Origin of the sequence: Cumulibacter manganitolerans, assembly GCF_009602465.1 — a bacterium.
GTDB classification, from domain to species: Bacteria; Actinomycetota; Actinomycetes; order Mycobacteriales; family Antricoccaceae; genus Cumulibacter; species Cumulibacter manganitolerans.
The window spans coordinates 135868-151339 of sequence record NZ_WBKP01000001.1; the positions used below are offsets into that span (position 1 = coordinate 135868).

The following is a 15472-nucleotide window of genomic DNA, read 5'->3' on the forward strand; positions in this document are numbered from 1 at the left end:
AGCGAAGCGAAAGGTGTGGGCATGGGCGGACCGCTCGATGGAGTACGGATCCTCGACCTGACGCGCGTGGTGATGGGTCCGTACGCGACCCAGATCCTCGCCGACCAGGGCGCCGACGTGATCATGATCGAGAACGCCGATCCCGACACCAACCGGATGATGGGCGGCGGTCCGCACGAGGAGCTGTCCGGCGTCGCGCTGAACCTGCTGCGTAACAAGCGATCCGTCGTCCTGGACCTCAAGTCCGACCATGGCCGCGAGAGCGTCCGCAAGCTCGCCGCGACCTGCGACGTCGTCGTCGCCTCGATGCGCCCGGCCGCGCTGGAACGGCTCGGCGTCGCCTACGAGCAGCTGCGCGAGGTCAAGGAGGACCTCGTCTATTGCCAGGCGCAAGGCTTCCCGCTCGCCTCGCCCGAGCGCGACGCCGCGGCGTACGACGACGTGATCCAGGCCGCCAGCGGCGTCGCCGACATCTCCCGCAAGGTGTACGGCGAGGGCTACCTGCTGCCGACCATCTTCGCCGACAAGGTGTCCGGAATGGCGATGGCGCAGGCGATCTCGGCGGCGCTGTTCCAGCGAGAGCGCACCGGCAAGGGTTGCCACATCGAGGTCGCGATGCAGCGCACCGCGAGCTCGTTCCTGCTGGTCGAGCACGGCTCGAAGGGCATCACGGAACCGCCGATGGGCGAGCCGGGATACTCGCGCATCATGACGACCGAGCGGCGCGTGCATCCGACGTCCGACGGGATGATCCACGTGCTGCCCTACCAGCCCAAGCACTACGACGCGCTGTTCGCGTCGGTGGACTGGCCGGAGCTGGCGGACCGGTCGCGGTACGCCACCCCACGGGACGCGCTGGAGAACTCAGACTCGCTGTACCGCGACGTACGCCGGGTGATGGCCACCCGCAGCACCGAGGAGTGGATGGCTTTCTGTGCCGAACGCTCCATCCCCGCCGCGCGCGTCGCGACGCTGGAGGGCCTGGTCCAGGCGCTCCCGGTGGAGCAGCACCCGGTCGTCGGCGGCTACCACGTCACCGACACCGGCGCATACTTCGACGGCGCGGGTGCCGAGCTGCGCCGCCACGCGCCGCTGCTCGGCCAGGACACCGACGAGGTCCTCGGCGAGCTCTAGCCCGCAGTCGCCCCCGCTCGTCGGACCTTCCCCACGGTCGCCGGACCTTCCCCCCGGTCGTCGAGCCTTCCCCACGGTCGCCGGACCTCCCCCACGGTTGTCGAGCCCCCACGGTCGTCGAGCCCCCACGGTCGTCGAGCCCTCCCCACGGTCGTCGACTCCCCACGGTCGTCGAGCCCTCCCCACGGTCGTCGAGCGAGCGAGGAACGAGCGACGTCGAGACGCGGTGAGCCGGAAGTTCGCCGTACGACGTCTCGACGTCGCCTTCGCTAGCGCTCCGGCTCGCTCGACGACCGTTGCTGGGCGACGGTTGGCTCGGCAACCGGTCCCTGCCGGTCGGCGACCGGTCCCTGCGGTCGTCGATTGCTCCCTACGCTCGTCGAGCCCTCCCCACGGTCGTCGAGCGAGCGAGGAACGAGCGACGTCGAGACGCGGTGAGCCGGAAGTTCGCCGTACGACGTCTCGACGTCGCCTTCGCTAGCGCTCCGGCTCGCTCGACGACCGTGAAGGGTGCGCCTCGACGTCGCCTTCGCTAGTGCTCCGGCGCGCTCGACGAGCGTGAAGGGTGCGCCTCGACGCGTCTGGGATATCGACCTACCGTGGGGTTCATGACTGAACCCGCCGAGATCACTCCCGATGACAAGGACTGGACCGTCGTCATTGGCGACGGCTGCAAGGAGTGCGGCTACGAGCCGCACGACGTGCGCACGACCGGCGACCGGCTGCGCGCCTCGATTCCCCGCTGGCAGGAGCGGCTCGCCCACCTCGATGCGCAGCGCCGCCCGGACCCGACGACGTGGTCGCCGGTGGAGTACGCCGCGCACGTGCGCGACGTGTGCCGGATCTTCCGCGAGCGGCTGGCCCTCATGCTGGACGAGGACAACCCGACGTTCGACAACTGGGATCAGGACGCCGCCGCCGTCGAGCAGGACTACTTCCACCAGCAGCCGGCGACCGTGGCCAGCGAGTACGCCGCGCAGGCGACCCAGACGGCGGACGCCTTCGACGCGGTGCGCGACGACCAGTGGCAGCGGACCAGCAAGCGCAGCAACGGCGCGTCCTTCACCACCGAGTCGTTCGCGGTGTACTTCCTGCACGACATCGAGCACCACCTGCACGACGTCGGCGCCTGACCCCGCAACGCGCGGACCCCCGGCCCGACAAGATGCCTACCTGTGCAGCGTCTGGCGTGCACAAGTAGGCAACTTGAGGCAGTGACCCGGGGTCAGCTGGACGACGACCCCGCCACCTCGCGGCCGGCCAGCGCGGGGGCGTCGCCCAGGCCGGTGATCAGTGCGTCGGCCTCGGTCGCGGACACCGCGCCGTAGACGTAGAAATCGGGGCGGACGACGAGCAGGTCGATCCCGGCGCCGTCGAAGTACTCGGCGAACGGCCCGGCGAGACGGCCCTGCAGCGTCGCTTCCGCGGCGTCCGATCCGTCGAGGCTGACCGTCTTCGCGTCGAGGGCGCGCAGGACCGCGCGGGCCTGCTCCGACAGCGACCCGAGCGCGCCGTTGCGGGCGAGGACCGACCAACCGCTTCCGAGCAGCTCGTCCTGGAAGCGCTCCTCGCCGTCGACGTCCAGCAGGAACTGCGGCGAGGTCATCGCGACCAGCTGCTGCGCGCCGCGCGTCCGGTCCGTCACGCCGGGGCCCAGGATCGGCGGCGCCGGCGGCGGCATGACCATCATCGGGTCGGCGCCCCCGGCGATCATCCGCTCGTCACGCTCGCGCGCCTTGTCCTCGTCGAGGATGCAGATGACGTTGCCGAGCGCGATCGACCACTCGATCGCGTTCTGCAGATGGGTGATCCGCTCCGGGCCGTAGGTGTCGAGCAGCGCGTCGTCGGCGCGCCCGCGCAGCACCAGATCGAGCTTCCAGGTCAGGTTCATCGCATCGCGGATCCCCGAGCACATACCCTGGCCGGCGAACGGCGGCATCAGGTGCGCCGCGTCGCCGGCGAGCAGCAGCCGGCCCTTGCGCCACTCCTTGGCCCACCGCGCCTGGAAGCGGTACACCGCGTGCCGCTCCAGGACGGAGTTCTCCGGCGTCCGGCCCCACACCTTCAGCAGGTCCCAGGCGACCTGCTCGTGGTTCATCGTCTCCGCGGTCTCGCCGGGCAGCAGCATGAACTCCCAGCGCCGGCGTCCGGGGCCGCCCGACACGAGGGTGGTGGGACGGCGGGGATCGCAGTACTGCCAGTTGATCGGCGACCACTGGGAGTCGTCCAGCGGGATCAGGTCGCAGATCAGCCAGTCGAAGAAGAAGCCCAGGTCGTTGTTCTCGACCTCCATCGCTTGACGCACGAAGCTGTTGGCGCCGTCGCAGCCGACCACGTACTTCGTCGAGCACACCTTCTCCTCGACGGTCTCGCCGGTACCGCAGCGCGACTTCACCTCGATGTGGTCGTCGTACTCGTAGGTGTCGACGACCTCGTGACCCGGGAGCAGCTGTACGCCGGCCACGTCCGGCATCGCCTCGCGCAGCACCTCCTCGAGCTCCGGCTGCGAGAACATGCTCGTGACCGGCCAGCCCGACGGCCCGGGCGCACCCCAGTCGATCTTCACCAGCGGCTCGTAGTCCGCGTTCTTCCACTCGTAGAAGTCGGTGACCGGCTCGCTGATCGACCGCATCTTCTCGCCGAGGCCCGTCTTGGCGAAGTAGCGGCCGATCTCGAAGTCGAAGGCCACCGCGCGGGGCAGCGGGTAGGGGTTGGGGAACCGCTCCAGGACGGCGACCGAGTGGCCGAGACGGCCGAGCTCGCGCGCCGTGATCAGGCCGACCGGGCCGGCGCCGACGACGATGACATCGAAATCCGTGTTGCTCATGGCTTGTCCGTTTCCGGGTATAACGAGATCGCCACGTGCCGGTGGCGGATCGGTGATCGGATGGAAAGGGCGGCGTACGCCGGACGAGGCGTACGCCGCCCAGGTGCTACTTGTCGCTGTGCTGGCCGGTCATCATCGCGGCCAGGTCCTCGGGCCGCAGGAAGGACGGCGGCGGCGGCGAACCCCACTGGAACAGGCCGCGGGCACCCTCGACCTCCTCGGGCTTCCAGAGCGCGTCGTCGATGATGCAGTCCATGTCGGAGTAGTACTCCGAGAAGTTCCCGGCCGGATCCTTCAGGTACCAGAAGAAGTTGCTGCCGGCGTAGTGCCGCCCGAGGCCCCACACGTGGCGCTCCGGGTTGTCCTCCAGCATCGCCATGGCGCCGCGGCCGACCTGGTCGACGTCCTCGACCTGCCACGACGAGTGGTGCATGAACACCACGGGGGCGGCCTGCACCAGCAGGTTGTGGTGGTCGGTCGAGCAGCGCAGGAAGGCGCCGACGCCCTTGGCGACGTCGGAGACCTTGAACCCGAACCCGTCGACGAAGAACGCGTACGTCTGGTCGAGGTTGGTGGTCCCGACGACGGTGTGCCCGAGCTTCAGCGGCTGGACGGCCCCCGAGCGCACGTTGCCGTCGGCGCGGGTGTTCGCCCGCGCCGGGTTGCCCGGCCAGTTGTAGACGGTCGGCTCGACCGGTTTCTGGATCAGCCGCGGCCGCACCTCGAGCACCGTGCGGATGGCGGTGGTCGGCTCGATCGCGGTCAGCCGGCCTCCGTCGAGCTGCGACTCGAACCCGAGCCTCGTCAGGTTCGAGCGGACGCGCGCGATGTCGTCCTGGTCGTCGCAGGCCAGCAGGATCTCCTCGAGGCGGCGGACCCGGGAGTGCGTGATGTTGAGCTGCTCGCCGCCCTCGCGGGTGGTGAAGCGACCCTCGCCGAGGTGCCCGAGCCCGAAGTCGGTGTAGTAGTCGACCGTGTCGGCGACGTTCGGGACGCCGATGGTGATCTTCGCGAGCTGATGCAGAGCCATGGGATCTCCTAGGAACTACTTCTGGGCGACGAAGGTCTGCCGGAGCTCGCCGATGCCGTCGATCTTGCTGGTGAGGACCTCGCCGTCCGCGAGGAAGCGCTTGGGGGTGCGGCCCAGTCCGACGCCGGCCGGCGTTCCCGTGAAGATGATGTCGCCGGCGTCCAGCGGCAGCACGGCCGAGAGCTTCTCGATGAGCACCGGCACCGAGAACACCAGGTTGCTGGTGTTGCCGTCCTGCATGGTCTCACCGTCGATCGCGCACGACAGCGCGATCGCGTCGCGGTCGGCGAGCTCGTCCGGGGTCACGACGTACGGCCCGGTGGGGCCGAAGCCCTCGAAGGACTTGCCGAGGCTGAACTGCGGGGCCGGTCCGGCGCTCTGGGTGACCCGCTCGGAGAGATCCTGCCCGGCGGTGAGCCCGGCGACGTGCTCCCATGCGTCCGCGGCCGCGACGTTGCGGGCCGCCTTGCCGATGACGACGACCAGCTCGACCTCCCAGTCGACCTGGCCGCCGGCCGGAAGGGTGACGGTGCTGACCGGACCGCTCAGGCAGTTCTTGAACTTGGTGAACGTGGGCGGTACGCCGTCCGGCACGGCGAGGCCGGCCTCGGCCGCGTGATCGCGGTAGTTCAGGCCGATCGCGAAGATCTGGCCCGGCTCGGGGACGGGGGCGCCGAGGTCCTCGGCGGCGAACGGCTGGCCCTCGCCGAGGTCCGCGCCGGCGGCCCACGAGGCGAACGCCGCCCAGTCGGCGTACGCCGACTGCGGCTCCGGGCCGAAGCGGCCGTCGCTGGCCTTCGCCACGTCATACGCCGTCTGGCCCTCGACGATGACGAGGCGGCCGCTGAGGTTTGCGATCTTCACTGTGTGATCCATCCGTCACAATTGATCATAATGATTAGGTATGATGGTGTGGCGTCGGCAACCTAAAGTCAATAGTCCGTAGGGCGGATTTTCGACAACCCGGTAGTTGTCCCATACCGACCTGGCACTATCGATCCGAACCACCGCAGACCCGGAGGCCTTCGCCGTGCAGACCCGTTCCCGAGCCGAGCTCGCCGCCGACCTCATCGGCGTGATCTCGTCCGACGTGCCGTCCGGCGGACGGATGGGCACCAAGGAGGAGCTGCGGGCGCGGGCGGGGGTGAGCGTCGGGACGTTCAACGAGGCCCTGCGCCTGGCTCAGACCCGCGGCGTCGTCCGGGTCAAGCCCGGGCCCGGCGGAGGCGTCTTCGCCGCCGACCAGCAGGGCATGGTCCGGCTGGCCAACGTCGTCCTGGCGCTGGACATCGATGCGGGCGCCGTCGAGCAGGCCATCCGGCTGCGCGACGCCCTGGACCCGCTGCTGGTCGAGGACGCGATCGACCACGCCCGGCCGAGCGACATCGAGAGGCTGCGCGCGCTCGCCGAGGAGATGGAGCGCGTCGACGAGGAGGACGGCGGACTGGCCGTCACCAAGGTGATCTGGCGGCTGCACGCTGCCATCGCCGCGATCTCGCCGAACCAGATGATCTCGTCGATCTACGAGGGCCTGCTCGACCTCATCGAGAAGCACACCGTGGGAGTCGCCGACGCCCAGCCGCCGGCGCACACCGGGGATCGGGTTCGCCTGCACCGCGACATCGTGGAGGCCATCGCCGATCGCGACGCGACCCGGGCCGCCGAGCTCATGGTCGACCACCAGATCGCCGCGCGCAGACGCGGCTGACGACCTCGGTGTCATGTGGCGGTGGGTTGTACCCCGCTAAATGCGCGAGAGCGGGGCATTACCCACCTCATCACGTGTGAGCGGGGCATTCCCCACCGCGTCACGCGAGCCTGGCAGTCGGTCCTTAGCGGGCGGTTGCAGTATGCAACACTTGCCTAATGACAAATGTTGCGAATCGCGACGTCGCCGCCCTGCAGCGGCTCACCCGTGACCTGCTCGCCGTCGCGATGACGACCGTGCAGGAGATCAGCGACGTGTCGATGCCCCAGATGCGGTTGCTGTTCGCAGTCGCCGACGCCGGTTCCGCACCGTGCGGGAGCCTGGCGCACCAGCTCGGCGTGGCCGGCTCGTCCGTCACGCGACTGGCCGACCGCATGGTCGCCGCGGGATATCTCGACCGCCGGCACAGCCCCGACAACCGAAGCGTCGTCCTGCTCTCGCTCACCGACTCCGGTGCCGCCGTCATCGACGCGGTCGTCGAGCGTCGCGCCCGGATCTTCCGCGATGCGTTGGGGGAGCTCGATCCGAGCGCCCGGGCGGGGCTGCTTCGAGGGCTCGACGGCCTGCACGCCGCGCTCGACGCTGCCGCCCAGCCCGCCGAGCGGTGAGCGCGATGACCCGCAACACCCACCTCGGAGACTTCAACGTGGACCGGCGGATGGTGCTGATCGCGCTGCTCGCGATCCCCGTGGGGGCGCTCGGCGCGGTCGCCGCGTGGGCGCTGCTGCGGCTCATCGGGCTGGTGACGAATCTGTGCTTCTACGGCCGGGTGTCGACCGACCTCATCGCGCCGGGCAGCGTCGCGCACCCGTGGTGGCTGGTGCTGCTGATGCCCGTCGCCGGCGGACTCGTCATCGGGCTGATGGCGCGGTTCGGCTCGGAGAAGATCCGCGGTCACGGCATGCCGGAGGCGATCGAGTCGATCCTCACCCGCGGCAGCGTGGTCGAGCCCAAGGTGGCCATCCTCAAGCCGGTGTCGTCCGCGGTCAGCATCGGGACCGGCGGGCCGTTCGGCGCCGAGGGCCCGATCATCATGACCGGCGGCGCGATCGGGTCGATCCTCGCCCAGCACCTGCACCTGACGGCCGACGAGCGCAAGACGCTCCTGGTGTCCGGCGCCGCGGCCGGCATGGCGGCCACCTTCAACTCCCCGCTGGCCGCGGTGCTGCTCGCCGTCGAGCTGCTGCTGTTCGAGTGGCGCCCGCGCAGCCTCGTGCCGGTGTCCGCCGCCGTCGCCGTCGCGGCGATCGTGCGCGCACCGTTGCTCGGTGGCGGCCCCATCTTCCCGGTCGACACGCACGGCGTCACGGCGTCCGCCGGCGCCGACCTGCTCGCCGTCGTCCTCGGCGTCTGCGGAGCGGTGGTCGCGCTGGTCGCCACCCAGCTGGTGTACCGCGCGGAGGACCTGTTCGCCCGGCTGCCCTTCCACTGGATGTGGTGGCCGGCGATCGGTGGCCTGGTCATCGGGCTCGGCGGCCTGATGGAGCCGCGCGCGCTCGGCGTCGGGTACGACGTCATCGACGCGCTGCTCACCGGGCACGCGACGACGAGCCTGATCATCGGCATCCTCGTGGTCAAGACGCTGATCTGGTCGCTGTCGCTGGGCTCGGGCACCTCCGGCGGCGTCCTCGCGCCGATCTTCATGATCGGCGGCGCGCTGGGCGCCGCGGTCGGGCTGCTCCTGCCGCACGTGTTCCCGGGATTCTGGGCGCTGCTCGGGCTCGCCGCGGTCGTCGGCGGCGTGATGCGCTCTCCGCTGACCGGCGTGGTGTTCACCCTGGAGCTGACCCAGGCGTGGAGCGCGGCGCTCCCGGTGCTGATCGCCTCGGTGACCGCTTTCGCGGTCTCGGTGCTGGTGCTGCGCCGGTCGGTGCTCACGGAGAAGATCGCGCGACGCGGCCTGCACCTGACCCGCGACTACTCGACCGACCCGCTGGAGACGTTCTTCTGCGCGGACGTCGCGCGGACCGATCCCGACAGCCTGGCGATCGCCCGCGGCGAGGACGCCGGACCTGTGCTGCGCGCGCACGACACACTGCGGCACGCGGCGTACGTGATGGCCGAGAGCCGCATCGACCACGCCCCCGTCCTCGATGCGCAGGACGCCGTCGTCGGGCTGGTGCGGCTGCCGGACCTGCTCAGCGCGCGGCGGCACGACCTGAACGAGGCCACCGCGCGCGAGCGGCCGCTGCGGTTCTTCGCCGGCCGGGCGACCGGCGAGGACTAGCGGAAGCCGGCGTTCTGCCGCGGCGTGTACGGGCCCTCGAGGCGCGCGATCTCGTCGTCGGTGAGGTCGATCGACAGCGCGGCCACCGCGTCGTCCAGCTGCGAGGCCTTGGAGGCGCCGACGATCGGCGCGTCCACGACCGGCTTGCTGCGCACCCACGCCAGCGCGATCTGGGCCATCGGCACGCCACGCTCGTCGGCGACCGCGCGCACCGCGTCGACGATGTTGACGTCGTCGTCCCGGTACAGCGTCTTGCCGAACTCGTCGGTCTCGGTGCGGCCCGTCGCGGTGTCCCACGGGCGGGTCAGCCGGCCGCGGGCCAGCGGGCTCCACGGGATGACGCCGACGCCCATGTCCAGGCACATCGGGTGCATCTCGCGCTCCTCCTCGCGCGCCAGCAGGTTGTAGTGGTCCTGCATGGCGATGAACGGCGTCCACCCGTTCATCTCGGCGAGATGCTGCGCCTTGGCGAACTGCCACGCATGCATCGAGGACGCGCCCAGGTAGCGGACCTTGCCGCTGCGGACCAGGTCGTGCAGCGCCTCCATCGTCTCGTCGATCGGCGTGCTGTAGTCCCAGCGGTGGATCTGGTACAGATCGATGAAGTCGGTGCCGAGCCTGCGCAGGGACGCCTCGCACTCGGCCATGATGGCCTTGCGCGACAGGCCCCCGCCGTACGGCCCGGGGCGCATCCGGTTGAAGACCTTGGTCGCGATGACGACGTCGTCGCGGCTGGTGAAGTCACGCAGCGCGCGACCGACGATCTCCTCCGAGGAGCCGTTCGAGTAGACGTTGGCGGTGTCGAAGAAAGTGATGCCGGCGTCGACGGCCTGCTTGATGAGCGGCCTGGACTGATCCTCCGGCAGCGACCACGGGTGCGTGCCCTGATCGGGCGCGCCGTAGGTCATGCAGCCGAGAGCGATCTCCGAGACGACGAGCCCGCTGTCGCCGATACGTACGTATTCCATGGGTCTCCTTGGGTCAGCGAACGGTGAGGACGATCTTTCCGGTTGCGCGCCGCTGGTCGATGGTCAGCAGCGCCTCGACGACGTCGTCCAGCGGGAAGGCGCCGCCGATCGGCGGGACCAGCTCGCCGCTGGCGACCTTCGGCTCGAGCTCCTCCCATTGGCCGGCGAAGTAGCCGGGACGCTTGCTGGCGTAGGCGCCCCAGCCGACGCCGACCGCGTCGATGTTGTTCAGCAGCAGCCGGTTGACCTTCACCTCGGGGATCGAGCCCTCGGTGAAACCGACCACCAGCAGACGCCCGTCGTTGCGCAGGCAGCGCAGCGAGTCGGTGAACCGGTCGCCGCCGACGGTGTCGACCACGATGTCCACGCCCTCGCCGCCGGTCGCCTCCATGACCGCGTCCTTGAACCCGTCGACCAGCACGTACTGGTCGGCGCCGGCCTCGACCGCGACCTTCCCCTTCTCGTCGGTCGAGGTCACCGCGATGACCTTGCCCGCGCCGAACGCCTTGGCGACCTGGATGGACGCCGTGCCGACACCGCCGGCGGCGCCGTGCACCAGCACCGTCTCGCCGGCGGCCATCCGGCCGCGCGGCAGCAGCGCGAAGTGCGCGGTCATGTAGTTGAACGGCAGCGCCGCGGCCTGCTCGAACGTCACGTTGTCCGGGATCTTGAAGACCAGGCCCGGGTCGCATACGGCGTACTCGGCATAGCCGCCGAGCATCGACAGCGCGGCGACGCGGTCGCCGGGCTGCACGTGGGCGCCGTCCGGCGCCTCGACGACGACGCCACCGACCTCGGCGCCGGGAATGAACGGCAGGTCGGGCTTGATCTGGTACTTGCCGCGCGACTGGAGCACCTCGGGGAAGGCGACGCCGGCGGCGTGCACCTCGATCAGCACCTGGTCGGGCCCCCGGGTCGGCTTGTCGACGTCGACGACGGAGACGGCCTCGGGGCCGTCGAGGGATGCGATGTGAACGGCTCTCATGCACCGACCCTATACACCCCCGGGTGCTGCCTCGGCCCGGGTGGGCGGGGTCCCGTTCTCGGGCGGATCGGTGTCCTTCGGCCGGAGTGGGGTTCCGCGGGCGGACCCGCGTCGTCCGGGCAGGCTGCGGTGCGTCGGCGTCGTCGGGGGCGTGGGCTACGCGGACGGGCTTGGGTACTGCGGACGGGGTTGGGTTACGCGGACGGACTTGGGTTACGCGGACGGGGTTGGGTACTTCGGGCGGACCGATCGGTCCGCTCGCGGTGCATAAGTCCGCCTGCCGTGCATAAGTCCGCCTGCGGTGCGTCGGTCCGCCTGCGGTGCGTCGGTCCGCCTGCGGTGCATAGGTCCGCTCGGGAGTCCGACGTCCACCTTGTCGGTGGACGGGCGCGGCGTCGGTGGGTCTTTCGTGAGGCGGGACGCCGGGAGGCACTACGCTCTGGCGATGACCTCCCGCCTGCCGATCGCCATCTGGCACCTCTTGATCGCCGCGCTCGCGTGGTGGGGATGGGCGTTGAGCATGAAGCGGTGGCCGGCCGACCTGCTGTTCTTCTCCAACATCTTCATGCTGGGTACGGCGGTGGTGTTCACCGCCCTGGTCGTGGCCCGAGCCCGCGGGGACATCGGCCACGTCGGTGTCGGCGTCCGCGGGGATGCCGGGCACACCGTCGATGTCCGGGGCGCTGCCGGTCGCACCGTCGGTGTCCGGGGCGGTGCCGGTCGCACCGTCGGTGTCCGGGGGGACGCCGGTCACGCCGTCGGTGTCCGGGGCGACGCCGGTCACGCCGGTGTGGTCGCTCGCGGGGCGTGCGCGATGTACGGCGTCATCGTCGCGATCGTGTTCAACACGCTGCTCGACGCGGACCTCTCTCAGCTCTCCAGCCTCCTCGCACACGCGGTCATCCCGGCGCTGGTGCTGGGCGACTGGCTGTTCGTCCGGCGCCGCGGCGTACCGCTCGGCGGCGGCGCGGTCGCGCTCTGGATGGTCATCCCGGTGCTCTACATCCCGCTGTACACGCTGAACGACCGACCGGGCGTCCCCGGCGCGCCGATCTACGGCTTCCTCGACCCCCGGCAACCGGACTACTGGCCGCTGGTGTGCGCATTCACCGGCTTCTTCCTGCTCGTCGGCCTCCTGATCTGGGCACTCCGTACCGGCCGGCCGTGGCGTGGTGACTCCGCGGCGGCCGCGACCGAACCCGTCACGGCCGGAGCTGTCGAGACCTGACCCGCGCCCAGAGCCGCTGAGCGCCGATCCGCGGCGCAGGCGGAAGCGGGCTTCGCGGGCGAAAGCGGGGAAGCTTCCCCGCTTTGAGCGACGAACCCCGCTTCGCGCCGAGGGCGTCGGCGCGGTGCGGGGACGCCGCCGCGGTGCGGGGACGTCGGCGCGGTGCGGGGACGCCGGCGCGGTCCGAGGAGAATGAAGCGATGTTCGACATCTCGCGGATAGGCAGCGGACTGCCGTTCGCGGCGGCGACGGCCGACCTCGCGGCCGCCGTCCGCGAGGCGCGGGTCGCCGTGGTGGAGGCGCCGCCCGGCACCGGCAAGACGACGCTCGCCCCACCGGTGATCGCCGGCGAGGTGGCTGGACGGGTCGTCGTGACCCAGCCGCGTCGGGTGGCGGCCCGCGCGGCTGCGCACCGGCTCGCCGCGTTGACCGGTACGGCGACCGGTCAGCTGGTCGGGTACACGGTCCGCGGCGAGCACCTGCTCGCGCCGGGTGCGCGCATCGAGATGGTGACCCCCGGGGTGCTGCTGCGTCGATTGCTCGATGATCCGGGGTTGGACGGCGTCGGCGCGGTGGTGCTCGACGAGGTGCACGAGCGCGGTCTGGATACCGATCTGCTCGTCGGTCTGCTCGCCGAGGTTCGTGAGCTGCGCGAGGACCTGGTGCTCGTGGCGATGTCCGCGACCCTCGACGCGGCGGGCTTCGCCGCGCTGATCGGGACGGCTGCGGCACCGGCGCCGCTGGTGGGCGTCAGCGCGGAACGGCACCCGCTGGCCGAACGCTGGGCGCCTCCGCCGTCCCCGGCACTCGATGCCCGCGGCGTCACAGCGGCGTTCCTCACGCACGTCGCCGACGTCGTACGGCGAGCGATCGGCGAGCATCCGGGCGACGCGCTGGTGTTCCTGCCGGGCGTCCGCGAGGTGCGCGCGGTGGCCGGCGCGCTGGCCGGCAGCGTGGACGCCGAGGTTCTCCAGCTGCACGGCCAGGTCGGCCCGCGGGAGCAGGACCGGGCGGTGGCCGCCCGCCGCGAGGGGGACCGGCGGCGGGTGGTCGTGTCGACGTCCCTCGCGGAGTCGTCGTTGACCGTGGACGGTGTGCGGATCGTCGTGGACGCCGGACTCTCGCGCGAGCCCCGGCGGGACGCGGCGCGGGGCATGTCGGGCCTGGTGACCGTCCGCTGCGCCCGACCGTCGGCGGACCAGCGGGCCGGCCGCGCCGCACGCCAGGACGCCGGTGTCATCTGGCGCTGCTACGACGAGGCGACGTACTCGACGCTGCGTCCTGACATCACCCCCGAGGTCGCGAACGCCGACCTCACCGGTGCACTGCTGTCCCTGGCGTGCTGGGGAGCGCCGCGCGGCGAGACGCTCCGCCTGCCGACCGCCTTGCCCACGGCCGCCGTGCGGGACGGCGAGGAGACGTTGCGCGCGCTCGGCGCCGTCGACGACGCCGGTCGGGTGACCGTGCACGGCCGGCGGCTGGCGGCGCTCCCGGTCGCGCCCCGCTGGGCGCGGGCGCTGCTGGACGGCGCGCCGCTGGTGGGACGGCGTCGCGCCGCGGAGATCGTGGCGGGCGCCGAGCTCGATCTGGGCCGGGCCGAGCCCGACCTGCTCAAGGCGGTCACAGATCTGCGGTCCCGCGCCGGAGACAAGAGCGGCCGCTCCGGTCGGGGCACAGCGCACCCCGGCGGCCATGCGGGAGGTCGCGGCAGCGACCCGGAGCGCCCCCGCGGAGACGCGGCGCGCTGGGGCCGCGAGGTGGCGCGCCTCGAACGGCTCCTGCCCCAGCGTGATGGTGCGCGCGCGGACTCCGGTCGACCGGCCGGCCTGGTGGTCGCGCTCGCGTATCCGGAGCGCATCGCGCGCCGGACCGGGGCCAGCTACCTGCTTGCCTCGGGCACCCGCGCGGCCGCGCCGGCCGACCTCGACGGGCACGAGTGGCTCGCGATCGCCGACGTGACCCGCGCGTCGGGCCGGCCCGCGGGCGGCACCGGTGCGGTGATCCGCACGGCCGCCCCGATCGACCTGGACGGTGCGCTGCTGGCCGGCGAGTCGCTGGTCGTCGAGGAGGTGCGCGGCGCGCTCAACGCCGGGCGGCTGACGGCGCGCCGGGTGCGGGCACTCGGCGCGATCGAGCTCTCCTCGACCCCCGTGCCGGCCTCGTCGCTCGGTCTAGGGGCGGTCGAGGACGTCGTCCGGCGCGAGGGGCTGGAGGTCATCGGCTGGTCGCCGCAGGCCGACACGCTGCGGCGACGGCTGGCGCTGCTTCGGCATCATCTGGGCGATCCGTGGCCCGACGTGTCCGACGAGGCGCTGCTCGGCCGGCTCGGCGAGTGGCTCGCGCCGGAGCTGGCGCGAGCGGCGGAGTCGGGGCGGCTCGGTGCGATCGACCTGCACGATCCGCTGCGGCGGCTGCTGCCCTGGCCGGAGGCGACGCGGCTCGACGAGCTCGTGCCCGAGCGGCTGCGGCTGCCGAGCGGCGCTCGCGTGCGCCTCGAGTACCCGCCCTTCGACGCGCCGGACGGAGCGGTGGTGTGCGCCGTACGCCTGCAGGAGGTCCTCGGGCTGACCGCGTCCCCGACCATCGGGGAGGGACGGCTCCGGGTGCAGTTCCAGCTCCTGTCGCCGGCGCGCCGCCCGGTCGCCATCACCGACGACCTGGCGAGCTTCTGGGCGGGGCCGTACGCGCAGGTTCGCGCCGACATGCGCGGGCGCTATCCGAAGCATGCGTGGCCGGAGGACCCGCTCGACCCGCAGTACGCCGCCAGGCCGCGGACCGGCCGCGGCCGAGCTAGCGGAGACCGGCCATGACGGGTGCGGTCCGGGCGAGCTCGTCGAGCAGTGCGCGCGCCGAGTCCCGCACGACGTCGGTCGGGTGGAACGTCCGGCGGTCCTCGCTGAGCATCCCGGCGACCATCGGGATCGCGACCGCCGCCGACATCGGGAACATCTGCAGCGTCGTGGCCACCTGCTTGAGCATCTGCACCGCGCGCAGGCCGCCGGAGACACCGCCGTACGACACGAAGCCGACCGGCTTGCTCTGCCACTCGTGGAAGAGGTAGTCGAGGGCGTTCTTGGTCGGCGCGTTGAAGCCGTAGTTGTACTCGGGCGTCACGAAGACGTAGGCGTCCGAGCCGGCGATCCGCGCCGACCATCGCTTGGTGTGCTCATGGGTGTACTTCTGCAGCCGGGGGTGGTTGGGCTCGTCGAGGAACGGCAGATCGATCTCCGCCAGGTCGGCCACCTGGACCTCGAACGCGCCGTGCACGCGAGCGGCGTCCGCGAACCAGTCCGCGACCGGCTTGCCCACGCGACCCGGGCGGGTGCTGCAGACGATGATCTGAAGGACGGGCTTGCTCACGGGGG

At 71.6% G+C, this 15472-nt stretch carries 13 protein-coding genes; 7 read left to right on the forward strand and 6 right to left on the reverse strand.

Features of this window, described 5'->3' with window-relative positions; all coding sequences use genetic code 11:
- Positions 1-21: 21 nt before the first annotated feature.
- Positions 22-1134, forward strand: coding sequence for a CaiB/BaiF CoA transferase family protein (locus F8A92_RS00605; protein WP_153502644.1), 1113 nt, complete (start codon positions 22-24; stop codon positions 1132-1134).
- 608 nt (positions 1135-1742) lie between these two features.
- Positions 1743-2267: a DinB family protein gene (locus F8A92_RS00610; RefSeq protein WP_153502645.1), complete on the forward strand. Its 525-nt coding sequence runs from the start codon at positions 1743-1745 to the stop codon at positions 2265-2267.
- Between the two features lie 92 nt (positions 2268-2359).
- Here the strand turns inward: F8A92_RS00610 and mhpA are convergent, their stop codons facing one another.
- The 3 genes from mhpA to F8A92_RS00625 form a co-directional block, all read right to left on the reverse strand.
- The gene (mhpA, locus tag F8A92_RS00615; RefSeq protein ID WP_153502646.1) at positions 2360-3961 is read right to left on the reverse strand and encodes a bifunctional 3-(3-hydroxy-phenyl)propionate/3-hydroxycinnamic acid hydroxylase MhpA; all 1602 of its coding nucleotides are present in this window, start codon (positions 3959-3961) and stop codon (positions 2360-2362) included.
- A 106-nt stretch (positions 3962-4067) separates the two neighbouring features.
- Complete coding sequence (locus F8A92_RS00620; RefSeq protein WP_153502647.1) at positions 4068-4991, reverse strand: VOC family protein; 924 nt, start codon at positions 4989-4991, stop codon at positions 4068-4070.
- 15 nt (positions 4992-5006) lie between these two features.
- Positions 5007-5855 (reverse strand): fumarylacetoacetate hydrolase family protein, encoded by an 849-nt coding sequence (locus F8A92_RS00625; RefSeq protein ID WP_153502648.1) that lies wholly within the window; start codon positions 5853-5855, stop codon positions 5007-5009.
- A 166-nt stretch (positions 5856-6021) separates the two neighbouring features.
- On the opposite strand from F8A92_RS00625, the gene F8A92_RS00630 reads away from it, so the two are divergent.
- From F8A92_RS00630 to F8A92_RS00640, 3 genes are all read left to right on the forward strand, one after another.
- Positions 6022-6699: a FadR/GntR family transcriptional regulator gene (locus tag F8A92_RS00630; protein WP_153502649.1), complete on the forward strand. Its 678-nt coding sequence runs from the start codon at positions 6022-6024 to the stop codon at positions 6697-6699.
- 158 nt (positions 6700-6857) lie between these two features.
- Positions 6858-7307, forward strand: a complete 450-nt coding sequence (locus F8A92_RS00635) for a MarR family winged helix-turn-helix transcriptional regulator (RefSeq protein WP_153502650.1) — start codon at positions 6858-6860, stop codon at positions 7305-7307.
- Positions 7308-7312: 5 nt separating this feature from the next.
- Positions 7313-8926 carry a chloride channel protein gene (locus tag F8A92_RS00640; RefSeq protein ID WP_228389086.1) on the forward strand — a complete coding sequence of 538 codons (1614 nt, stop codon included), beginning with the start codon at positions 7313-7315 and terminating at the stop codon, positions 8924-8926.
- On the opposite strand, the gene F8A92_RS00645 is transcribed toward F8A92_RS00640, so the two are convergent.
- Positions 8923-9894: an aldo/keto reductase gene (locus tag F8A92_RS00645; protein WP_153502651.1), complete on the reverse strand. Its 972-nt coding sequence runs from the start codon at positions 9892-9894 to the stop codon at positions 8923-8925. The genes F8A92_RS00640 and F8A92_RS00645 overlap by 4 nt on opposite strands.
- Before the next feature lie 13 nt (positions 9895-9907).
- Positions 9908-10879, reverse strand: a complete 972-nt coding sequence (locus tag F8A92_RS00650) for an NADPH:quinone oxidoreductase family protein (RefSeq protein WP_153502652.1) — start codon at positions 10877-10879, stop codon at positions 9908-9910.
- 445 nt (positions 10880-11324) lie between these two features.
- Between F8A92_RS00650 and F8A92_RS00655 the strand changes: the two genes are divergently transcribed.
- Entirely contained in the window at positions 11325-12107 is a 783-nt protein-coding gene (locus tag F8A92_RS00655) for a Pr6Pr family membrane protein (protein WP_153502653.1), read from the forward strand.
- 200 nt (positions 12108-12307) lie between these two features.
- Positions 12308-14917, forward strand: a complete 2610-nt coding sequence (hrpB, locus tag F8A92_RS00660; protein ID WP_153502654.1) for an ATP-dependent helicase HrpB — start codon at positions 12308-12310, stop codon at positions 14915-14917.
- On the opposite strand, the gene F8A92_RS00665 is transcribed toward hrpB, so the two are convergent.
- Positions 14898-15467: an NADPH-dependent FMN reductase gene (locus F8A92_RS00665; protein ID WP_153502655.1), complete on the reverse strand. Its 570-nt coding sequence runs from the start codon at positions 15465-15467 to the stop codon at positions 14898-14900. The two genes, hrpB and F8A92_RS00665, sit on opposite strands and share 20 nt — an antisense overlap.
- Between the last annotated feature and the right edge of the window lie 5 nt (positions 15468-15472).